The sequence below is a fragment of the Nonomuraea sp. NPDC059023 genome, from assembly GCF_042740095.1.
Taxonomy (GTDB): Bacteria; Actinomycetota; Actinomycetes; order Streptosporangiales; family Streptosporangiaceae; genus Nonomuraea.
Window position 1 is genome coordinate 198552 of the sequence record NZ_JBHYIO010000003.1, and the last position, 20331, is coordinate 218882.

Annotated in this window: 19 protein-coding genes; 8 read left to right on the top strand and 11 right to left on the bottom strand. The window is 72.1% G+C overall.

Going from position 1 to position 20331, the window contains the following annotated elements:
- Positions 1-25 precede the first annotated feature (25 nt).
- Entirely contained in the window at positions 26-523 is a 498-nt protein-coding gene (locus tag ACFWYW_RS06885; RefSeq protein ID WP_379621504.1) for a CGNR zinc finger domain-containing protein, read from the top strand.
- Here the strand turns inward: ACFWYW_RS06885 and ACFWYW_RS06890 are convergent.
- The 9 genes from ACFWYW_RS06890 to uraD all read right to left on the bottom strand — a co-directional run bounded on the left by ACFWYW_RS06890 (position 520) and on the right by uraD (position 9977).
- Positions 520-1710, bottom strand: coding sequence for an XdhC family protein (locus ACFWYW_RS06890; protein WP_379621506.1), 1191 nt, complete (start codon positions 1708-1710; stop codon positions 520-522). The two genes, ACFWYW_RS06885 and ACFWYW_RS06890, sit on opposite strands and share 4 nt — an antisense overlap.
- Before the next feature lie 61 nt (positions 1711-1771).
- Positions 1772-3178 carry an NCS2 family permease gene (locus ACFWYW_RS06895; RefSeq protein ID WP_379621508.1) on the bottom strand — a complete coding sequence of 469 codons (1407 nt, stop codon included), beginning with the start codon at positions 3176-3178 and terminating at the stop codon, positions 1772-1774.
- Between the two features lie 124 nt (positions 3179-3302).
- A complete protein-coding gene (gene pucD, locus ACFWYW_RS06900; RefSeq protein WP_379621510.1) occupies positions 3303-5600 on the bottom strand; it encodes a xanthine dehydrogenase subunit D in 2298 nt (765 codons plus the stop codon).
- Complete coding sequence (locus ACFWYW_RS06905) at positions 5597-6976, bottom strand: 8-oxoguanine deaminase (RefSeq protein WP_379621512.1); 1380 nt, start codon at positions 6974-6976, stop codon at positions 5597-5599. The genes pucD and ACFWYW_RS06905 overlap by 4 nt, the downstream gene beginning before the upstream one ends.
- Complete coding sequence (locus ACFWYW_RS06910) at positions 6973-7446, bottom strand: (2Fe-2S)-binding protein (RefSeq protein ID WP_379631045.1); 474 nt, start codon at positions 7444-7446, stop codon at positions 6973-6975. Before ACFWYW_RS06910 ends, ACFWYW_RS06905 begins: the two co-directional genes overlap by 4 nt.
- Complete coding sequence (locus ACFWYW_RS06915) at positions 7446-8306, bottom strand: FAD binding domain-containing protein (RefSeq protein ID WP_379611730.1); 861 nt, start codon at positions 8304-8306, stop codon at positions 7446-7448. The genes ACFWYW_RS06910 and ACFWYW_RS06915 overlap by 1 nt, the downstream gene beginning before the upstream one ends.
- Before the next feature lie 7 nt (positions 8307-8313).
- Positions 8314-9189 carry a factor-independent urate hydroxylase gene (gene pucL, locus ACFWYW_RS06920; protein ID WP_379611729.1) on the bottom strand — a complete coding sequence of 292 codons (876 nt, stop codon included), beginning with the start codon at positions 9187-9189 and terminating at the stop codon, positions 8314-8316.
- Positions 9190-9483 (bottom strand): hydroxyisourate hydrolase, encoded by a 294-nt coding sequence (uraH, locus tag ACFWYW_RS06925; RefSeq protein WP_379611728.1) that lies wholly within the window; start codon positions 9481-9483, stop codon positions 9190-9192. It lies immediately after the preceding gene.
- Complete coding sequence (gene uraD, locus ACFWYW_RS06930; protein WP_379611727.1) at positions 9480-9977, bottom strand: 2-oxo-4-hydroxy-4-carboxy-5-ureidoimidazoline decarboxylase; 498 nt, start codon at positions 9975-9977, stop codon at positions 9480-9482. Before uraD ends, uraH begins: the two co-directional genes overlap by 4 nt.
- 131 nt (positions 9978-10108) lie before the next feature.
- Between uraD and ACFWYW_RS06935 the strand changes: the two genes are divergently transcribed.
- Positions 10109-11602 carry a PucR family transcriptional regulator gene (locus ACFWYW_RS06935; protein ID WP_379611726.1) on the top strand — a complete coding sequence of 498 codons (1494 nt, stop codon included), beginning with the start codon at positions 10109-10111 and terminating at the stop codon, positions 11600-11602.
- A 63-nt stretch (positions 11603-11665) separates the two neighbouring features.
- Positions 11666-12511 (top strand): deoxyribonuclease IV, encoded by an 846-nt coding sequence (locus tag ACFWYW_RS06940; RefSeq protein WP_379611725.1) that lies wholly within the window; start codon positions 11666-11668, stop codon positions 12509-12511.
- On the opposite strand, the gene ACFWYW_RS06945 is transcribed toward ACFWYW_RS06940, so the two are convergent.
- A complete protein-coding gene (locus tag ACFWYW_RS06945; RefSeq protein WP_379611724.1) occupies positions 12508-13557 on the bottom strand; it encodes a LacI family DNA-binding transcriptional regulator in 1050 nt (349 codons plus the stop codon). The two genes, ACFWYW_RS06940 and ACFWYW_RS06945, sit on opposite strands and share 4 nt — an antisense overlap.
- A gap of 61 nt (positions 13558-13618) precedes the next feature.
- Between ACFWYW_RS06945 and ACFWYW_RS06950 the strand changes: the two genes are divergently transcribed.
- Complete coding sequence (locus tag ACFWYW_RS06950; RefSeq protein WP_379611723.1) at positions 13619-13807, top strand: hypothetical protein; 189 nt, start codon at positions 13619-13621, stop codon at positions 13805-13807.
- A 1-nt stretch (position 13808) separates the two neighbouring features.
- Here the strand turns inward: ACFWYW_RS06950 and ACFWYW_RS06955 are convergent, their stop codons facing one another.
- Positions 13809-15011 carry a PucR family transcriptional regulator gene (locus tag ACFWYW_RS06955; protein ID WP_379611722.1) on the bottom strand — a complete coding sequence of 401 codons (1203 nt, stop codon included), beginning with the start codon at positions 15009-15011 and terminating at the stop codon, positions 13809-13811.
- 89 nt (positions 15012-15100) lie between these two features.
- Here ACFWYW_RS06955 and ureA point away from each other — a divergent pair, with 89 nt between their 5' ends.
- From ureA to ACFWYW_RS06975, 4 genes are read left to right on the top strand one after another with little or no spacing between them, the layout of a single operon-like run.
- Positions 15101-15664, top strand: coding sequence for an urease subunit gamma (gene ureA, locus ACFWYW_RS06960; protein WP_379611721.1), 564 nt, complete (start codon positions 15101-15103; stop codon positions 15662-15664).
- Positions 15661-17367, top strand: coding sequence for an urease subunit alpha (locus ACFWYW_RS06965; RefSeq protein WP_379611719.1), 1707 nt, complete (start codon positions 15661-15663; stop codon positions 17365-17367). Before ureA ends, ACFWYW_RS06965 begins: the two co-directional genes overlap by 4 nt.
- 11 nt (positions 17368-17378) lie before the next feature.
- Complete coding sequence (locus ACFWYW_RS06970) at positions 17379-18656, top strand: MFS transporter (RefSeq protein WP_379611718.1); 1278 nt, start codon at positions 17379-17381, stop codon at positions 18654-18656.
- Positions 18656-20263, top strand: coding sequence for an amidohydrolase (locus ACFWYW_RS06975; protein ID WP_379611717.1), 1608 nt, complete (start codon positions 18656-18658; stop codon positions 20261-20263). Before ACFWYW_RS06970 ends, ACFWYW_RS06975 begins: the two co-directional genes overlap by 1 nt.
- Positions 20264-20331: the final 68 nt, after the last annotated feature.

Below are 20331 nucleotides of genomic sequence, written 5' to 3' on the forward strand. Positions count from 1 at the left end.
ACCGGCTATCGTGTAAACTGGTTACATGACGGAGAGTGTGGCGCCGGGCGCGCTTGAGCAGGTGCGGACGTTCCTCAACACGTGGTGGGTGCCCAACGACACGCGGGTGGCCGAGGACAGGCTGCCAGAGACGCTGGCCGATCCGGCCGACCTCGGCGAGATGTCGGAGCTCAGGACGGCGTTGCGGGCGGCTCTGGGGGTCGAGCGGCCGGCCGTACTGGCGTCATGGCTGGAGCAGCACCCGCTGCGGGCCGAGCTCTCGTCCGACCCCGGGAGCCCGCCGCTCGTGCTGACCCCCGAGGACGGCACGGCGGCGGGCCGGGTTCTGGCGGTGGTGGCGGAGGCGGTGCGGGCCGGTCAGTGGGCGCGGCTCAAGGCCTGTCCCGACTGCTCGTGGGTCTTCTACGACCACAGCCGCAACGGCAGCCGCCGGTGGTGCGTGATGAGCCCGGGTGGATCGGATTCACGGGGGTGCGGGAGCATCGCGAAGGTCCGCGCCTACCGGGAGCGCAGGCGTGCCTAGCGGGTGAGGGCGTGGACGGGGCCGGAGGTGGTGGTCAGCGGCCGGCAGGTGCCGCCGCGGCGGGTGGCCACGAGTTCGGCGGCGATGGAGACGGCGACCTCCTCCGGGGTGCGGGCGCCGAGGTCGAGGCCGATCGGGGAGCGCAGGCGCGACAGTTCCGCCTCGGACAGGCCCGCCTCGCGCAGACGGCGCGCCCTCTCGTCGTGGGTACGGCGCGAACCCATCGCGCCCACGTAACCGGCATCGGTGCGCAGGGCGCGTTCCAGCAGGGGGATGTCGAACTTCGGGTCGTGGGTCAGCACGGCGATGGCGGTGCGGGCGTCCACGGGGGTGCGCTCCAGGTAGCGGTGCGGCCAGTCGACGACCACCTCGTGGGCGTCGGGGAAACGTTTGCGGGTGGCGAAGACCGGGCGGGCGTCGCAGACGGTGACGTGGTAGCCGAGGAAGCGGCCGGCCCGGGTGAGGGCGGCGGCGAAGTCGACGGCGCCGAAGACCAGCAGCCGGGGCGGGGGCGCGTAGGTCTCCACGAACATCCGCAGGCCGTCGCATCCCACCTCCCTGACGCCGGTCAGGCCGGTGTCCAGCATGGCCGCCGCCTCCGCCGCCACCAGGCGGTCGACGACCGGGTCGCCGGCCGTGCCGGTGGTTCCCCCATTGGCCTCAAACGTCAGAGAAGCCCCAAGCGTCAGGAATGGCTCAGAGGTCAGGGAGGCCTCAAGGGCCGGGGATGCACCAAGGGTCGGGAAAGCCGCAAGGGCCGGGGAGGCCTCAAGGGTCGGGGTGGAGGGGCCGCCGCCGGCCGGAGGCAGGATCCGGGCCAGGGCGGCCGGCTCACCGGCGGCCAGCGCCCGCAGGTAGGCGCGGAAGGCGGGCTCCGCGGTGTTCGGCCAGACGAGGATCTCGATGATGCCGCCGCAGGTCAGCCCGACCGCGAACGCCTCGTCGTCGCTGTAGCCGAACGTCTGCAGCACGGGCCGGTTCTCTTCGAGGGAGCGCAGGCACAGCTCGTACACCGCGCCTTCGACGCAACCGCCGGAGACGCTGCCGACGGCGGTGCCGTCCTCTGCCACGGCCAGCGCGGCTCCCGGCTCGCGGGGCGCGCTGCCGCTGACCCCGACGACGGAGGCGACCGCGAACCGCCGGCCCTCCCCGGTCCAGGCCAGGAGGTCGTCGACGAGATCACGCATGGTGTCTCCTTGAGCTGTAGGCGGGGGAACGCCACCGGGCGTTCCCCCGGGCAGAAGGGGCCTAGCCGAACAGCCCCTCGATGAACGAGATCCCGAAATAGGCCACGAAAATGGCCGTGATCAGCCACAGCAGCCAGTGGATCTCGGAGAACCTGCCGCGCGCCGCCTTGATCACGGTGTAGGCGACGATCCCCGCCCCGACCCCATTGGTGATCGAGTAGGTGAACGGCATCAGGGAGATCGTGAGGAAGGCCGGAACGGCCAGCTCCAGGTCGTCCCAGGAGATCTTGCGGGCGGCCGTCATCATGAGTGCCCCCACCAGCACCAGCGCGGGCGCCGCCGCCTGGGCGGGCACGACCGCGGCCAGCGGGGTGAGGAACATGGCCCCCGCGAACAACCCGCCGGTGACGAGGCTGGCGAGGCCGGTGCGAGCGCCCTCCCCGACTCCCGCCGCCGACTCCACGACGACCGTGTTGGCCGAGGCTCCGGTGCCGCCGCCGATGATGGCGCCGAAGCCGTCGATGGTGAGGATCTTGCCGATGCCCTTGATCTGCCCCTTGTCATCGGACAGCCCGGCTTCCTCGCCGACGCCGATGATGGTGCCCATCGCGTCGAAGAAGCCCGACAGCACCAGCGTGAACAGCACCACGGTGGCGGTCAGGATTCCGGCCTGGCCGAAGCCGCCGAACAGGTCGACGGAGCCGAGCAGCCCGAAGTCGGGGGTGGCGACGATGTCCTTGGGCATGGCCGGGGTGACGACGCCCCACTTCAGCCCGTCGACGGCGGCGTTGATGACGATGGCCAGCGCGGTCGCGGCGACGATGCTGATGAGGATGGCTCCGGGCACGCGGCGCACGTACAGGCCGAGCATGAGCAGCAACCCGGCGCAGAAGACGACCACGGGCCAGCCCTGCAGATGGCCGCCGGTGCCGAGGGTGATGGGCGTGCCCTCGCCCCTGCCGACGAATCCGGCGTCCACGAGGCCGATGAGCGCGATGAACATGCCGATGCCGACCCCGATGGCGTGTTTCAGGCCGGTGGGGATGGCGTCCATGATGAGCTGCCTGATGCCGGTGAGGGCGAAGACGACGATCACGACGCCTTCGAGCACGACCAGGCCCATGGCCTGGTCCCAGGTCATGAACGGCGCCGCCTGGAAGGCCACCACCGGCGCCACGCCGAGCCCGGAGGCCAGCGCGAACGGGGCGTTGCCCACCAGGCCCATCAGGATGGTGGTGAGCGCGGCCGACAGCGCGACGGCGGTGGTCAGCTGCGGGATGGTGAGCTGGGCTCCGGTGACGTCCTTGGCGCCGCTGAGGATGATCGGGATGAGCAGGATGATGTAGGCGACGGCCACGAACGTGGTGATGCCGCCGCGCACCTCCCTGCCCACGGTGCTCCCCCGGCCCGACAGGTCGAAGAACCGGTCCAGCGCTCCGGTTGGGGGTTTTGTCTGGAGTTGGGTCATGGTCGGGGCCCTCCTCGGGCGTGGTCGACCTGCGGCTGCGCTGCCGCTGGGTGCGGTTGTGGAGTCTGTCCCGCTGACATGGGGGGTGCGGGCTGCCCCTGTTGATCAACTCACCCGGAGTGGTTCATCCCGTGATGTGCTCCGGACGCACAGGCACTCGGTGGAGTGCGAGCCCCGTGGCGTCGCGGATGGCCGCGACGATGGCCGGGGTGGAGGAGAGCGTGGGTGGCTCTCCGGCGCCACGCAGCCCGTATGGGGCACGCGGGTCGGCGTTCTCGAGGATTTCCAGCCGCATGGGCGGCATGTCGAGGATGGTGGGGATGAGGTAGTCGGTGAAGGACGGGTTGCGTACCTTGCCGTCGCTGACCACGATCTCCTCCATCACGGCGAGGCCGAGGCCCTGGGCGGTGCCGCCGTGGATCTGGCCTTCCAGGGAGAGGCGGTTGAGGATCTTGCCGACGTCCTGGACGGCGGCCAGTTCGACCACTTTCACCAGGCCGAGCTCGACGTCGACGTCGACGACGGCCCGGTGCACGCAGAGCGCGACCTGGGTGTGGGTGTCGCCCTGTCCGGTGACCGGGTCCATGCCGGTGGTGGGGTGGTGGTGGTACTCGCGGGTCTCCTCGATGACCTGGTCACCCAGCACGTCCTCGATGGTCGCGATCACTCCCCGCGAGGCTGAGATGATTTTTCCCCCGACGAGCGACAAATCGTCATAAAACCCGTCTACCAGGGCGAGCAGGCGATCGCGTACGGCCCAGCAGGCCGCCTGAACCGAGCCGCCCGTCATGTACGACTGCCGCGACGCCGACGACGACCCCGCGCTGCCCACCTGGTTGTCGGCCGGATGGATGACCACGTTCTCGATTCCCAGCTCGGTGCGAGCGATCTGGGCCTCGATGGTCACCAGCCCCTGACCGACCTCCGCGGCGGCCGTGTGCACCAGCGCGGTCGCGGCCCCGCCGATGACCTCCAGGCGCACCCGGGCGGTGGAGTAGTCGTCGAAGCCCTCGGAGAAGCAGATGTTCTTGAGGCCGACGCCGTAGCCGACGCCGCGCCGTACCCCTTCTCCGTGGGTGGTCTGGGAGGCGCCGCCGGGCAGGTTGCGGATGTCGGAGCTGTCGAGCGGAGGGGGCATGGGCAGGTCACGGGCCTGGGCGAGCATGTCCTTCATGGGCAGCGGCGCGTGGATGATCTGCCCGGTGGCCAGCGCGGACCCCTGGGAGGCGGCGTTTGTTCGCCTGATGGTCACCGGGTCGATCCCGCAGGCTTCACCCAGCTTGTCCATCATGGACTCGTAGGCGAAACACGCCTGAACCGCGCCGAACCCCCGCATCGCCCCGCAGGGCGGGTTGTTGGTGTAGACGCCATAAGCGTCGATCTTGACGTTCGGGATCTCGTAGGGGCCGACGCCGAGCGAAGCGGCGTTGCCCACGACGTTGAGCGTGGCAGAGGTGTACGCGCCGCCGTCCAGGACGATCTCCACGTCGGCGTAGAGGATCTTGCCGTCCCTGGAAGCGCCGTACTCGTAGCGCATCTGGGCCGGATGCCGGTGCACGTGCCCGAAGAACGACTCGTGCCGGTTGTACATCATCTTGACCGGCGCGCCGGTGTGCAGGGCGAGCATGGCGGCGTGGATCTGCATGGACAGGTCCTCGCGCCCGCCGAACGCGCCGCCGACCCCGGACAGCGTCATCCGGATGCGCTCCTCGGGCAGGCCGAGGCAGGGGCCGATCTGCTTGAGGTCGTTGTGCATCCACTGGGTGGCGACGTACAGCTCGACGCCGCCGTCCTCCGCGGGCACCGCGAGGCCGGATTCGGGGCCGAGGAAGGCCTGGTCCTGGATGCCGACCTCGTAGGTGCCGGTGACCACGACCTCGGCGGCGGCGCGCACGGCCTCGACGTCGCCGACCCTGACCGGCTGGTGGCGGGCCGGGTTCGGCCGGTCCTGCACCTGCGGGTAGGAAGGGTCGAAGGCGGCCCGCCTGGCGTCGGTCAGCGGCTCCAGGATCTCCCACTCGATCGCGATCTTGTCGAGCGCGCGGCGGGCGGTCTCGGGGTGGTCGGCCGCGACGAGCGCGATCGCCTCGCCCTGGTGGCGTACCTCGCCGATGGCCAGCACGGGCTGGTCCCAGGTGAGGTCGAGCCCGTAGTGCTTGCGGCCGGGCACGTCCTCATGCGTGAGTACGGCGCGCACCCCCGGATGGGCGAGGGCGGCGGCGACGTCGATCGAGACGATGCGGGCGCGCGGATGGGGACTGCGGAGCGTCGCGCCCCACAGCATCCCCTCCGCCCACAGGTCCGAGGCGTAGGCGAACTCGCCCTTGACCTTGAGCGTCCCGTCGGGCCGCAACGTGCTCTCGCCCACTCCCCCGATGCCGGGGGCGGCGATCTCGTGCGGCGCGCGCAGCGGGAGTGTCACGTGTGTACCTCCTTGGCGACGGAGAATCCCTGCTCCCGCGCCAGCCGCATCAGGCGGCGGTGCGCCTCGGCGCCCGCGCGTCCCGACGCGTCCTGGTCGACGGTCTTCAGCTCGTCGTTCTCGACGACGCTCTCGCCGCCGACGAGCAGGCGGGCCAGCGGCGGCTGCCGGGTGGCGAACACGAGCTGGCAGACGGGGTCCTGGACGGCGCCGGCGAAGGCGCCGTCGACGCGCCACAGCGCGATGTCGGCGAGCTTGCCCGCCTCCAGCGAGCCCAGCTCGCCGGCGCGGCCGAGGTTGCGCGCGCCGCCCATGGTGGCCATCTCCAGCGCCTGGCGGGCGGTGAGCGCGGTGGGCCCGTGCGCGGCGCGCTGGAACAGCAGCGCCTGGCGCATCTCGCCGGACAGCGTGGTCAGCTCGGAGGAGGCGTTGCCGTCGACGCCGAGCCCGACGTTGGCCCCGCGCCGCAACATCTCGGAGACGCGGGCGATCCCGGCGCCGAGGCGGCCGTTGGAAGAGGGGCAGTGGGCGGCGCCGGTGCCGGTGGCGGCGAACTTGTCGATGTCGGCGTCGCTCAGGTGCACGGTGTGGGCGAACCACACGTCGGGGCCGAGCCAGCCGAGCTTCTCCATGTAGTCGACCGGCCGCACGCCGAACGCCTCGACGCAGTGCTCGTCCTCGTCGAGCGTCTCGGCCAGGTGGGTGTGCAGGCGTACCCCCTTGGCCCTGGCCAGCTCGGCGGCGTCGGTCATCAGCTCGGCGGTGACCGAGAACGGCGAGCAGGGCGCGACCGCGACGCGCAGCTTCGAGGAGAACGACGGGTCGTGGTAGGCGTCGATGGCCTCGGAGGTGGCGGCCAGGACGGTGTCGCGGTCCTCGACCACCACGTCCGGCGGCAGGCCGCCCTGCGACTGACCGCGGTCCATGGAGCCGCGGGCGGGGTGGAAGCGGATGCCGAGCTCCCGTGCGGCCTCGATCTCGGCGGCGAACAGGTCGCCGCGGCCCTTCGGGAAGACGTAGTGGTGGTCGCTGGAGAGCGTGCAGCCCGACAGCGCCAGGTAGCCGAGCCCGGCGGCGGCGGCGCCCTTGACGACCTCGGCGTCCATGGCGGCCCACACCTGGTAGCTGGCGACCAGCCACTCGAACAGGGTGGCGTCCTGGGCCAGGCCCTGCGAGGCCCACTGGTAGAGGTGGTGGTGGGTGTTGACCAGGCCGGGCGTGGCCAGGCAGCCGGTGCCGTCGATGCGGGTCTCGCCCGGGTTCGCCTGGACGGCGCCGGAGCCGACCTCCGTGATCCGGTCTCCCTCGATCCTGATGTATCCGGACGGGATCTCCGGGCCGGTGACCGGCGCGATGTAGACGTTCTCGATGATCATGGGGTGGCGGCCTTTCGGGACGCGGCCAGCCGTACCGCGTCGAGGATCTTCTCGTAGCCCGTGCAGCGGCACAGGTTGCCCGCGAGCGCCTCGCGGATCTCCGCGTCGGACGGATCGGGCACTCTGCCGATGAGGTCGTGCGCCTGCACGATCAGCCCTGGTGTGCAGAATCCGCACTGGACGGCGCCGCACTCGACGAACGCCTCCTGCACGGGGTCGAGGCGGTCGCCGTCGGCCAGGCCCTCGACCGTGCGGACCTGGCGGCCCTCGGCCTGTCCCGCGGCGACCAGGCAGGCGCAGACCGGCGTGCCGTCCAGGTAGACGGTGCAGGAGCCGCATTCGCCCTGCTCGCAGGCGTTCTTGGAGCCGGGCAGCCCCACCCGCTCGCGCAGCACGTACAGCAGGCTCTCTCCGGCCCACACGTCGTCGACGGACTCTTCGCGGCCGTTGACGGTGAAGGAGACCCTCATCAGGCGGCCCTCACTTTCCGGTAGTCGTTCCACGCCCAGGTGAGCGTGCGGCGGGCCATCACGGCGATGGCGTGCCTGCGGTAGTCGGCGGTGCCGCGCACGTCGTCGATCGGCGAGGCGGCACGGGAGCACAGCTCGCCGAAGCGTCTGAGCAGCGCGGTGTCGAGGCGGGTGTCCCAGTCGAGTTCGTTCGCCAGGAACTCCTCGGCCTCAAGGGCGCGGCGCGGGGTGGGGGCGGCCGAGCCGATCCCGGTCCCGACCCGGCGCTCGCCGGGGTGCAGCGCGACCGAGAACGAGCAGACCGCGATGACCATGGCGTTGCGGGTGCCGACCTTGGAGAAGTACTGCGGACCGCCCGCGGCCTCGACCCGCACCGCCCTGATCAGCTCGTCCGGCTCCAGCGCGCTGCGCTTGACGCCCAGGTAGAACTCGTGCGCCGGGATCATCCGCACGCCGCGCGCCCGCGACTCCACCTCGACGACCGCCCCGGCCGCCAGCAGCGGCGGATGGCTGTCGCCCGCGGGCGAGGCCGCCCCGAGGTTGCCGCCGACGGTGCCGCGGTTGCGGATCTGCGGCGAGCCGACCGTCCGCGAGGCCTGCGCGAGCCCGGGCAGCACCCCGCCGAGCTCCTCAATGATCTTCACGTACGGCAGGCCCGCCCCGACCCGGTAGGTGTCGCCCTCCCGCGACCAGGTGGCCAGCTCGCCCACCTGGTTGAGGTCGAGCAGCGCCGGCGGCCTGTGCACGTCGAAGTTGATCTCCACCATCACGTCGGTGCCGCCCTGGATGGGCACGGCCTCCGGCTGGTCCGCCTTGGCGGCCAGCGCCTCCGCCCACGTGGTGGGCCGCAAGAACTCCATCAGTCAGTCACTCCCAGGCGAAGGCGGCCTCGGGGGCGTCGTCCCGCAGGACGGCGCCCTCGATCAGCCCGTAGGGCCGGTCGGCCGCGTAGTAGACCTCGTTGTCGTTGTCGAGCCCGAACGGCGCCAGGTCCACGAGGAAGTGGTGCTTGTTCGGCATCGCGAACCTGATCTCGCAGACCTCCTCGCGGGCGTCGAGCACCCGCCTGCCCATGGCGTAGAGGGTCTGCTGGAGGGAGAGGCTGTGGGTCTCGGCGAAGGCTTCGAGCAGGCAGCGCCGTACCTCGTCGTAGGACTTGCCGTAGGAGGAGGTCTCGCCGGTGTGGCGCCACTGGGCGGAGACCGCGGTCGCGAGGATGCGGTCGGTGGTGGGTTGCAGCGTCGTGTACCCGTCCTCGATGTAGCCGTGGAACTCCGAGCCGGTCGAGTTGAGAACCACGAGGTCCTTCAGGCCGGACACGACGGTGGTGCGGCCGTCCCTGTCGTGGTGGACCACGCAGGTGCGCACCTCCTGGCCGTCGCGGACGAAGGAGTGCCGGTGTTCGCCGGAGACCGGGATGCGGCTCCAGGCGTACTCCTCGATCTCCACGCGGGCGTGGCCGATCGTGGGCTGGCTGCCGACGTAGTGCCTGGCCAGCAGGAGAGCGAAGTCCTCGATCTGGTCGACGCCGTGCTTCCTGGCGAAGGCGAACGCGGTGTTCTTCTGCGTGTCAGTGGGGAGAACGGCCGCGTTGCTGCCGGTCAGGTGGACATCGGCCATGTCGCCGGACAGGGCCGAGCTGACGTTGATGTCCTTGATGTGATGGACACCGCCGTCGCGCACGACCCGGACGACCCTGGTCTCCGCCTTTCCGTAGCGGTTGGGCCCGAGAATGACAGGCATCTAGCTCCCTCGATAGGTGGAGTACGCGAACGGGCTGAGCAGCAGCGGCACGTGGTAGTGCTGATCCGGGTCCTCGACGGCGAACGTGATGACCACCTCGGGGTAGAAGGAGGTCAGCGCGCCGGTGTCGAAGACGACGCGGTGCACGCCCCGGCCGGGGTTCCAGCCCTTGATCCGGCCGTCGTCGTCGGTGCGGCCCTCGGCCACGACCTCGCCGTCCCGCTCCAGCCGTACGGGGACTCCCGCGGCGGGGCGGCCCGTCGCGGCGTTCAGGATGTGGGTGGAGAAGCTCATGCCACGCCCACCAGCTTCGCCATGCGCAGCCGGGTGATCTTGGCGAGCTCGTCGCGGACCACGCGGCGCTCGGTCTCCTCGTCGTTGAGCAGGCGCTCGTTGAGGCGGTCCAGCATCTGGCGGCCGCTCAGACCGGTCGCGCAGATCAGGTACACGTGGCCGAACCTGTCCTCGTAGTCCCGGTTGCCCCGCGCGAGCTCGGCCAGCACGTCGTCACCGACTCCGGCCTGCTCCTGACGGGACCACGCCTCCGTGGTGCGCTCCCCGATCCTCGGGTGGGCGCCGAGCGCCTCCAGGATCTCGGGCCACTCCAGCGCGCGCACCGCGGTGTCGGCGGTGGCGGTGAGCTGGGCCAGGTCCCGGTGGGGCCGCAGCGCGGCCACAGTCCTGGCGAAGGCGGGCGAGGCGCAGCAGGCCATCAGCTCGCGCTCGGCGTCGGCCGGGCCGAGGGCGTTGAAGTCGGCCAGCCCGGACACGGTCTGCAGGTTCGGCATGTCAGAAGTACACACAGGGCTCTCGTGCCCGGTCCATCCGCAAGAACTCCGAACTGCTCCAGGGGTTGGTCAGGACTTTTCGTGTCATGCTCCAAGTTCTTGGAGCCCGCACCCGCGGGTACTGTCCGTGCATGCGACTCAACGCGCTGCTGGAGATGCCGGAGCTGGGTCTGTCGACCGTGGTCGGACACGACGAACTCGACCGGCCGCTGCGCTGGGTCGTCACCACCGACCTGCTCCACCCCGGCCGCTACCTGAGCGGCGGCGAACTCGTCCTGACCGGCCTCATCTGGCGCAACTCCCCCGCCGACAGCGAGACGTTCGTGGCCGCGCTGGCCGCCGCCGGCGTCTCGGGGCTGGGCGCCTGCGAGGCGGCCTCCGGCGACCTGCCCGCCGACCTGGTGGCCGCGTGCGAGAGGCACCGGGTGCCGTTGTTCCACGTGCCGCAGGCGCTGGGGTTCGCCGAGGTGACCGAGCACATCGTGCGCCGGCTGTCGGGCGCGCGGGCCTCCGACGTCAAGGCCGTGCTCGACCGGCACCGCCAGCTCGTCTCCGGCGCCGGGCTCGACCCCGTGATGGAGATGATCGGGCGCGACCTCGGCATGCGCGGCTGGGTGCTGACCGCCTCCGGCCGTACCGTGGCCGGCGCCGAGCCGCCATCCGACACGGCCATGCTGGCCAGGGCGTTCCTGACGGCCAAGCGGCTGCCGTGCGTACGCGGCGGCTACACGATCTTCCCCGTGGACGAGCAGACCACCTCGCGGGTGGCCGACTGGTTCGTGGCCTTCGAGGGTTCCATGGACGACTGGCCGGAGGAACGGCTCGCGCTGGCCGCGGAGCTGGCGGCCGTCGCCGCGCTGGAGCGCATGCGGCTGGACGACCGGCTCAGCCCCGAGGGCCGCATCGGCCAGGAGCTGGTCCGGCTCGTGCTGACCGACGGACGGCCCAGCGACATCCTGCCGCGCCTGCAGGTGACCGGCCTGGCCGACGCGGCCGGTTACGTCGCCGTCGCCGCCGCGGCAGGGGGCAGTCTGCGCCCCGGCGAGCTGCGGGCGGTCGTCAAGGAGATCCTGTACGGCCTGCGCCCCGTCATCGGCGTCGTCGAGGACGAGACGATCGCCCTCGTGCCGGCGACCGGCGAGGACGTCACCGGCCGGGTACGCGACGCCGTACACGCGCTGGCACCGGGGCTGGGCGGCAGCAGGCTCAAGGTCGGGGTGAGCGGCCAGGCGCAGGTGGAGGGCCTGCGCGGCGCGGTCGAGGAGGCCCGTTACGCGCGCCGGATGGCCGAGGGCAGGGCCGAGCCCGACGCGGTCGTGGGCCACGACGAGCTGGCCACGCACGTGCTGCTGCTGGCGTCGGTGCCCGACGACGTGCGGCACATGTTCCGGGTGCGGCTGCTGGACCCGCTGCGCTCCTACGATCAGGTGCACCGGGCCGACCTGGTGCGCACGCTGGAGGCGTTCCTGCTGTGCTCGGGGTCGTGGACCAAGTGCGCCGAGCTGCTCCACGTGCACGTCAACACGCTGCGCTACCGCATCCAGCGCATCCAGGACCTCACCGGGCGCGACCTGTCGCGGCTGGAGGACCGGGTGGACTTCTTCCTGGCGCTGCGGCTGGGCTAGGCGGGTAAAGAGAGGTCATGGCGACGGAGACGGACGGAGCGCGGCGATAGACTGGACGCCATCATGACTCCCACTTCACTCATCGGCGGGCACGTCTCCGTCGCGGGCGGCCTGGCCACCGGCGGCCTGAAGTTCATGGCCGACATCGGCGCCGAGATGATGCAGGTCTTCGTCACCAACCCGCGCTCGTGGGCGCTGACCGAGCGCAAGCCCGACGAGGACGCCAAGCTCGCCGAGTCGGGAGTGGAGAGCTTCATCCACATCCCCTACCTGGTCAACTTCGGCTCGCCCAACCCCGACACGCTCGCCAACTCCGTCGAGCTGACCCGCTACACGCTGCGGCGCGGGGTCGAGACGGGCGCCAAGGGCGTGGTCGTGCACACCGGCTCGGCGGTCACGCAGCCGCGCGAGGCCGCGATGGCGCAGTTGCACGAGCACCTGCTGCCGCTCCTGGAGGAGATCCCCGACGGCGGCCCCGACCTGCTGCTGGAGCCGATGGCCGGGCAGGGCGCGATGTTGTGCGCGACGGTCCAGGACCTGGAGCCCTACCTCGCGGCGCTCGACTGGCATCCGAAGGCGGGCATCTGCTTCGACACCTGCCACGCCTTCGCCGCCGGGCACGACCTGGCCAAGGAGGGCGGCGTCACCGAGACCCTCGACGCGCTGCACAAGATCGCGCCGGGCAGGTTGAAGCTGGTCCACGCCAACGACTCCAAGGACGTCTGCGGCTCCAAGAAGGACCGCCACGAGAAGATCGGCCAGGGCGAGATCGGGCTGGCCGCCTTCGGCGAGCTTTTCCGGCACGACATCGTGGCCGGGGTCCCGGTCTGCATCGAGACGCCGGGCAAGCCGCCGGAGTACCGCATCGACATCCAGGCGCTCAAGGACCTGCGCGACGCCCCGAGCTAGGACGGGGCCGCGGCGGTGCTGTTCCTGACGTGCAGCTCGTGCGGGAGCAGCAGCCGCTCGGGCCGCGGGTCGCCCGACAGCAGCAACCGGCCCGCGGTCTGGCCGGCGAGCTGGCTGTGCTGCCTGACCGACGTGAGGTCCGCCTCCTCCGCGGCGCTGTCGGAGAAGCCGACCACCGACAGCTCGCCGGGCACCTTCACGCCCGCCTCCGCCGCCGCGTCCAGCACGCCGAGCGCCAGCACGTCGGTGTTGCACAGCACCGCCGTGGGCCGGGGTGAGCGGGCCAGCAGCGCCCGGCCGGCCTCGCGGCCCGCCTCGCGCTCGTTGCCCACCACCTCGTAGACCGGCACGTCGGCCCAGTCGACTCCCCCGGCCTCGAAGGCGGCGCGGTAGCCGAGGACCCGGTTGCGCATGGCCTGGAAGACCGCGCTCTCCTGCCGCTCGATGTCGGCCCAGCCGTGGCGGCCGTCCTGGTGGAGCCCGACGACGGCCAGCCCGACCCGCCGGTGCCCGAGGTCGAGCAGATGCCGCGCGGCGGATCCGGCCGCCGCGAGTTCGTCGATTCCCACGAACGGCACGCCCTCCACGAACGGCTCGTCCACCATCACCGTCGGCAGCCGCCTGGCCAGCACGGCGTCGAGCGCCGCGTGCCCGTCGGGCAGCGAGAACACGCAGAAGGCGTCCACCACGGCGTCGCGCACCAGCTCGGTACGTTCGACGCCGCGCGGCTGCTGCAGGATGAGCAGCCCGACCGCGGCCTCCTCGGCCGCGACCGCCAGCCCCTGCAGGAAGCCGATCGCGTACGGGTCGGCGAAGGCGTAGGGCAGCGTCTCGGTGAAGATCAGGCCCAGCGCCCCCGCCCTGCCGAGTCTCAGGGATCGCGCGGTCGGGTTGGGGCCGGCGTACCCGAGCTCGTCGGCCACCCGCAGGATGCGCTCGCGCAACTCGGCGCTGAGCTGGTCCGGGCGGGAGAAGGCGTACGAGACCGTGGCGCGCGAGACGCCCACGCGGTCCGCGATCGTCTGCAGGGTCACTCGCTCGGTCATCCACACACCCTAGCGAACGGCTTCTTAATCAGTTAAGCTCTTAATGGATTAAGGAGGCAACATGGATGCCATGCAAGTGCTCGCCCACCAGACGGCGATGGGGTATGAGGACGGCCTTCGCACCGCGCTGCCCGACGCCCCGCGACAGCCCGGCCGAGACGTCGAACGCGTCAGGGCCCGGCTGGCCCGCACCCTGCGCCGCACCGCCGACCACCTGGACCCGGCCCCGGCCAGGACGGTCACCGAGTAGGTCAGAACGTGGCCGCGCGCAGGGCCAGCGCGATCACCGCGGCGTCCTCGGGGGCGCGGACGTCGCGGCCGGTCAGGTCCTTGAAGCGGGCGAAACGGTGCTGGATGGTGTTGCGGTGGCAGTACAGGGCGGCGGCGGTGGCGGCGATCGCCCCGTCGCCGGCCAGGTGCACGCGGACAGTCTCCAGGAGCCGTTCCCGCTCGGCCGCGCCCACCGTGTAGAGAGGGCCGAGGACCCGGGCGGCCAGTTCGGCCGACAGCTCGGGGTTGTGGGCGGTGAAGACCTCCAGCCAGCTGTCCTCCAGGCGGACCGGGCCGCCCTCCGGCGCCGAGGCGCGGGCGGTCGCGGCGGCCAGCCGTACGGCGTGGGGGATTCTCGCCAGGCCAGCCACCTCGGGCGAGACGCCGCAGGGGACGCCCGCCAGCGCGTCGAGCACCACGCGTTCCGCCCCGCCCGCGCGGGCCGGAAGCTGGACGACGAGGATGTCGCCGGTCGGCGCGTCGTGGCGGTGCAGGCGCAGGCCGAGCGAGCTCAGCGTGGAGACCGCCGCCCGGAGCGAGGCGCCCGCGGCGGGGTCGGCGAGCGATGACGACGGCGCGGAGCCGGAGCGGAGCGGGCCCGTGCTGCCGTCGGTGACGACGGCGACGAACGCGGCCGAGGTGTCGAAGCCGAGGACCCGTCCGGCGTCGCGCACCACGTCGGGGTTGCGGCCGTCGTTGTCCAGCAGCCGGGCGAACCACGTGCGCCGCTGGTCCTCGCGCTGGCGGCCCATCTCCAGCACCGCCCGCTGGTAGCCGGTCATGAGGCCGGTGTTGTGCTGCTCGACCGCCTCCCACACCAGGTTCGCCGAGATCAGCAGGCCGGGCAGGTCGTCCGGTTCGGCCTGGGCGATGAGGCCGTGCCACAGCACCTTCGCGTCCAGCCGCGCCGCGGCCAGCAGCGACTCCAGGGGCACACCCTGCCCCGCCCGGCGCTCGCCCATGCCCTCCGAATGCGGCGCGAGCTCCTCCGGCGTACGCCCGTCGGCCAGCACGCGCAGGATCAGCGCGAACCCCACCCGCGCCCCCGCCCGCACCTCCTCGGGCGGCACGAGCCCGCGCGCGTAGGGCTCGATGGCCATCACCTCGGGCAGCCAGGCGTCGATGAGGTCGTCGTAGCCGCTCAGGCATCGCGTGGCCAGCCGCGAGACGACATCGTTGGTCATATGCACAATCTAACGCGTTGTTTACGCGCCGTATCACCGTTGGCCACCTCCGTGACCTGGGCTTACGGTGGCCGCAAGGGAGGAAGCACGTGCATCTGACGCCTCGTGAGCAGGAGCGGCTCACCATCTTCACGCTCGCGGAGCTCGCCCGCCGCCGCCGTGCCCGCGGCCGCCCGCTCAACGCGCCCGAGTCCATCGCCCTCATCTGCGACGAGATCCTGGAGCTCGCCTGGGACGGCCTGTCCCTGGAGGAGGTCATCGCGGGGGCGAAGGCCGTACTGGACGAGAGCGACGTCATGGACGGTGTGGCCGCGCTCGTCACGCACGTCCAGGTCGAGGCGCTCTTCCCGAACGGCACCGCGCTGGTCGCCGTCGACGCCCCCATCGGCCCGGCCCGCGAGGGCGGACCCGGCGCGGTGCGGACCGCCGCCGAGCCCGTCGCGATCAACCCCGGCCGCCCGCGCGCCAGGCTGCGGGTGACCAACGAGGGCGCGCGCACGGTCTTCGTCTCGTCGCACTTCCCGCTCGGGGAGGTCAACGCGGCGCTGACCTTCGACCGCGACCCATCCGGCCTGCGCCTGGACATCCCAGCCGGTACGGCTACCGCGTTCCGCCCCGGCGAGAGCGTCGACGTGGAGGTGATCGAGTCATGACCACACCCGGAATCGACCGCGAGACCTACAACGCGATCTACGGCCCCACCACCGGCGACCGGATCCGCCTGGGCGACACGAGCCTGTGGGCCGAGGTCGAGCACGACGACGTGCCGCACGGCGACGAACTGCTCGGCGGCTGCGGCAAGACGCTGCGCGACGGCCTGCTGGCCCGCCCGCGCGGCGACCGGGAGTCGGCGCTGGACCTGGTCGTGGCCGGGGTGGTGCTGATCGACCCGGTGCTCGGGGTGCGCAAGACGCACATCGGGGTCAAGGACGGGCGGGTCGTGCCGTTCCAGGGCGCGATCATCGACTCGCACACCGCGATCGTGCCGGGCGAGGGCCTGATCGCGACGCCGGGCATCGTGGACTCGCACGTGCACCTGTCCTCTCCCCAGATCGCCCCGGCGGCGCTGGCCTCGGGCGTCACGACCGTGGTCGGCATGGGGCTCGGCGGGGTGTGGGACGTCGGCGTGAACCCGGCGCGCAACCTGCACATGCTCATGTCCGCCTGGCGCGGGACCGCGCTGAACGTCGCCTTCCTGGCCCGCGGCTCCTCCAGCTCGCGGCAGCTTCTGGAGGAGGCGGTGCTGGCGGGCGCCGGAGGCTTCAAGATCCACGAGGACTTCGGGGCGACGCCGCGCATCATCGACACCTGTCTCGGGGTGGCCGAGGACGCCGACCTGCCGGTGGCGCTGCACTCCGACTCGATGAACGAGTCGGGGTACCTGGCCGACACGATCTCGGCGACGCGCGGGCGGACCGTGCACGCGTACCACGTGGAGGGGGGTGGCGGGCATCCCGACCTGCTGGAGATCCTCAGCGAGCCGCACGTGCTGCCGTCCTCGACGACGCCGACGATCCCGTACACGACGAACACGGTCGGCGAGCTGTTCCCGATGACGATGACCGTGCACCGGCAGAACCACCACATCGGCAGCGACGTCGAGGTGACCAGGAGCCGGGTGCGCGCGCACGGCATCGCGGCCGAGAACGTCCTGCACGACCTGGGCGCGATCAGCATCGTGAACTCCGACTCGATGGGCATGGGCCGCGTGGCCGAGACGGTGCGCCGTACCTGGCAGCTCGCCCACCTGCACGAACTGCGCGAGCTCGCGGCGATCGGCGCTGCCGGGCCCGGCGGTGGGCCGGTGGGCGGGCGCGGCGGGGGGTCGCGGAGTGCCAATGAGCGGATTTTGCGGTATCTGGCCAAGCTGACGGTGAATCCGGCGCTGGCCCACGGGATGGCGCACGAGGTGGGCACGCTGCTGCCGGGGCGGCTGGCCGACATTGTGCTGTGGCATCCGGCCTGGTTCGGGGCGAAGCCGGAGCTGGTCATCAAGTCCGGATTTGTCGCCCATGGGGTGTCCGGCAGCGGGTCCGGCTCCACGCGGCTGACCCAGCCCCGCGTGTACCGCGACTACTTCGGCGGCCTCGGCGACGCGCCCGCGCAACTGTCGCGGATCTTCGTCGCCCACGACGCCCTCGACGCCGCCGACACCAGGGACGCGCTCCCCCGCGGGCTCCGGTACGCGGCGATCAAGAACGCGCGCGGCCTCACCCGCGCCGACATGTACCGAAATATCGCGACGCCGTCGGTGGTGGTGCCCCGCGAGCCCGGACCCGTCCTCGTGGACGGCGCCGAGGTGAGCATGGACCCCGCCACCCAGGTGCCGCTGGCCCAACTCCACCACTTCGCCTAGGAACCCCCCTCATGAGCAATCCCCGTGGCGCCGGAATCGCGTCCTTCGTCGGAACCTCCATCGAGTGGTACGACTTCTACATCTACGGCACCGCCGCCGCGCTGGTCTTCGGCAGGCTGTTCTTCCCCGAGGCCAGCCCGACCGCGGGAGTGATGGCGTCCTTCGCCACGTTCTGGGTGGGTTTCCTGGCCAGGCCGCTGGGCGGCGTGATCTTCGGCCACCTCGGCGACCGGATCGGCCGCAAGGGCACGCTCGTCGCGACGCTGCTGCTCATGGGCGGTGCCACCACGCTGGTCGGCGTGCTGCCCACCTACGCCTCCATCGGCATCCTGGCCCCGATCCTGCTGGCCACGCTCCGCTTCGTGCAGGGCATCGCCGTCGGCGGCGAGTGGGGCGGCGCCGTCCTCATCGCCGCCGAGCACGCCGGTCCGAAGCGCATCTTCTACGCCGCCTTCGCCCAGCAGGGCTCCCCCGCCGGATCCATCCTGGCCACCGGCGTGTTCGCCCTGGTCAGCCTCATGCCGGAGGACGCCTTCCTGTCCTACGGCTGGCGTATCCCGTTCCTGATGTCGGCCGTCCTGGTCATCGTCGGCCTGGTCATCCGGCTGCGGGTGGAGGAGTCGCCGGAGTTCGTGCGGATGCGCGAGAAGCGCGAGGTCGTGAAGCTCCCCGTCGCCGAGGTCTTCCGGACGTCGTGGCCGCTCGTCCTGCTCGGCATCGGCGCCAGCGGCGTCGGCATCGCCTCCGCCTACTTCACCAACACCTTCATCCTGTCCTGGGCCACCACCGACCTGGGCATCACCAAGAGCACCATGCTCAACGTGCTGCTGATCGTCTCGGTCACCCAGTTCGTCACCCAGCCGATCGGCGCGGTACTCGGCCAGCGGATGGGCGCGGCCAAGTACATGCTGATCGCGTTCACCGCGCTGATCGTGTGCACGCCGGTCACGTTCCTGATGGTCGGCACCGGCTCGCCGGCGTGGGCCACGATCGGCCTCGCGCTCAGCGTCGTCTTCAGCGGTTCCTCCTACGCCGCGCTGGCCGGCTTCCTGGCCGACGCCTTCCCCGCCCGGGTCCGCTACACCGGCATCTCGCTGGCCTACCAGCTGTGCGGGGCGCTGATCGGCGGCACCACGCCCATGATCGCCCAGGCGCTGCTCAGCTCGACCGGGACGATCTGGGCGGTCGTCGGCCAGTACCTGGTCGTCATCCTGCTCACCATGGCCTGCGTGCTGGCCCTGAGCCGCCGCTCGGCCGGCCGCCCGGCTCCTTCTCCTGTGGAGGTGTGATGCGCCTCGACGCGCTCTACGTCAACGGCCGGTTCACCACGCTGGATCCCGACCGGCCGTCGGCCTCCCGGCTCGGCGTGTTCGGCGGCCGGATCGCCGGGCTGGACGAGGAGCTCGACGGGCTCACCGCCGAGCGGGTGGTGGACCTGGGCGGGCGGCCCGCCGTACCCGGGTTCAACGACGCCCACCACCACCTCAGCATGCGCGGCCAGCGGCTGCGCGAGCTGGACCTGCGGGTCGGCACGCTCGACGAGCTCTACGCGCTCGTGGCCGCGCGCGCGGCCGAGCTGCCGCGGGAGGCGTGGGTACGCGGCGCGGGCTACGACCAGAACAAGCTCGGCGCGCACCCGGAGCGCGAGGCCCTCGACCGCGCGGCCGGCGGGCGGCCCGTCTGGCTGCAGCACAACTCCGGCCACATGGGCGTGGCCAGCACCGCCGCGTTCGCGCTGATGGGCTTTCCCGGCCTGGACGTTCCGGACGTGCCCGGCGGTTCGGTCGGCCGCGGCCCGGACGGCCGGCCCGACGGGCTGCTGACCGAGCAGGCGCAGGACCTGGCGCACCGGGTGCTGCGGCCGGTGGCGCAGGAGGAGTTCGTGGAGGGCATCGGCCTGGCCTCGCGGGCCGCGGCGGCGGAGGGGCTGACCAGCTTCGCCGAGCCCGGCGTCGGCCGGGGACTGGCCGGGAACGGCCCGCTCGACGTGGCCGCGTTCCAGGAGGCGCGGCGCCGCGGGCTGCTGCTCCAGCGCGCCGTCCTGATGCCGGGCTCGCCCAACCTGCACGAGGTCGGCGACGGTTTCGGCCTCGATCTCGGGATCGGTCCCGGGCTGGGTGACGAGCGGCTGCGCCTGGGGCCGGTGAAGGTCTTCTCCGACGGCTCGCTGATCGGGCGTACCGCCGCCATGTGCTGCGACTACGCCGGCGAGCCGGGCAACCGCGGCTTCCTGCAGGAGGAGGCCGAGGCGCTGCACGCGTTCATCCTGCGCGCCCACCGGGCCGGGTGGCAGGTGGCCGCGCACGCCATCGGCGACCGCGCCGTCGACGTGGTCCTGGACGCCTACGCCGAGGCCCAGTCGCGCTGGCCCAGGGCCGACGCCCGCCACCGCATCGAGCACTGCGCCGTCACCAGCCCCGCGCAGGTGGCCAGGATCGCCGCGCTCGGCGTCATCCCGGTGCCGCAGGGGCGGTTCATCTCGGAGATCGGCGACGGCATGCTCGCCGCCCTGGGACCTGAGCGGTCGGCCGGGTGCTACCGGCAGCGTTCGTTCCTGGAGGCCGGGATCGTGCTGCCGGGCAGCTCCGACTGCCCCGTGGTCGAGGGGGCGCCGCTGCTGGGCATCCACGACCTGGTCAACCAGCGGACCTCGGGCGGGCGGCCGTTCAACCCGGGCGAGGCGCTGACCACGGAGCAGGCCCTGCGCGCCTACACCTCGGGCTCGGCGTACGCGGTCTTCGACGAGCACCTCAAGGGGACCCTGACGCGGGGCAAGCTGGCCGACTTCGCGGTCCTGTCCGACGACCTGCTGGCGGTGGCGCCGCAGACCATCAGGGACATCGCGGTACTGGCCACCGTGATCGGCGGCGAACCGGTCCACGACCTGCTCGGCTGAGCCGGGGCGTCAGGCGTAACGGCCCTGCGTGGCGGGTAGGACGGCTCAGCCATAAGGCCCCCCTGCGT

What these genes read in the sequence shown, in the direction of transcription:
- ACFWYW_RS06885 (WP_379621504.1), top strand. Translation starts at nt 26, where the DNA reads ATGACGGAGAGTGTGGCGCCGGGCGCGCTTGAGCAGGTGCGGACGTTC.
- ACFWYW_RS06890 (WP_379621506.1), bottom strand. Translation starts at nt 1,710, where the DNA reads ATGCGTGATCTCGTCGACGACCTCCTGGCCTGGACCGGGGAGGGCCGG.
- ACFWYW_RS06895 (WP_379621508.1), bottom strand. Translation starts at nt 3,178, where the DNA reads ATGACCCAACTCCAGACAAAACCCCCAACCGGAGCGCTGGACCGGTTC.
- ACFWYW_RS06905 (WP_379621512.1), bottom strand. Translation starts at nt 6,976, where the DNA reads ATGATCATCGAGAACGTCTACATCGCGCCGGTCACCGGCCCGGAGATC.
- ACFWYW_RS06910 (WP_379631045.1), bottom strand. Translation starts at nt 7,446, where the DNA reads ATGAGGGTCTCCTTCACCGTCAACGGCCGCGAAGAGTCCGTCGACGAC.
- ACFWYW_RS06915 (WP_379611730.1), bottom strand. Translation starts at nt 8,306, where the DNA reads ATGGAGTTCTTGCGGCCCACCACGTGGGCGGAGGCGCTGGCCGCCAAG.
- pucL (WP_379611729.1), bottom strand. Translation starts at nt 9,189, where the DNA reads ATGCCTGTCATTCTCGGGCCCAACCGCTACGGAAAGGCGGAGACCAGG.
- uraH (WP_379611728.1), bottom strand. Translation starts at nt 9,483, where the DNA reads ATGAGCTTCTCCACCCACATCCTGAACGCCGCGACGGGCCGCCCCGCC.
- uraD (WP_379611727.1), bottom strand. Translation starts at nt 9,977, where the DNA reads ATGCCGAACCTGCAGACCGTGTCCGGGCTGGCCGACTTCAACGCCCTC.
- ACFWYW_RS06935 (WP_379611726.1), top strand. Translation starts at nt 10,109, where the DNA reads ATGCGACTCAACGCGCTGCTGGAGATGCCGGAGCTGGGTCTGTCGACC.
- ACFWYW_RS06940 (WP_379611725.1), top strand. Translation starts at nt 11,666, where the DNA reads ATGACTCCCACTTCACTCATCGGCGGGCACGTCTCCGTCGCGGGCGGC.
- ACFWYW_RS06945 (WP_379611724.1), bottom strand. Translation starts at nt 13,557, where the DNA reads ATGACCGAGCGAGTGACCCTGCAGACGATCGCGGACCGCGTGGGCGTC.
- ACFWYW_RS06950 (WP_379611723.1), top strand. Translation starts at nt 13,619, where the DNA reads ATGGATGCCATGCAAGTGCTCGCCCACCAGACGGCGATGGGGTATGAG.
- ACFWYW_RS06955 (WP_379611722.1), bottom strand. Translation starts at nt 15,011, where the DNA reads ATGACCAACGATGTCGTCTCGCGGCTGGCCACGCGATGCCTGAGCGGC.
- ACFWYW_RS06965 (WP_379611719.1), top strand. Translation starts at nt 15,661, where the DNA reads ATGACCACACCCGGAATCGACCGCGAGACCTACAACGCGATCTACGGC.
- ACFWYW_RS06970 (WP_379611718.1), top strand. Translation starts at nt 17,379, where the DNA reads ATGAGCAATCCCCGTGGCGCCGGAATCGCGTCCTTCGTCGGAACCTCC.
- ACFWYW_RS06975 (WP_379611717.1), top strand. Translation starts at nt 18,656, where the DNA reads ATGCGCCTCGACGCGCTCTACGTCAACGGCCGGTTCACCACGCTGGAT.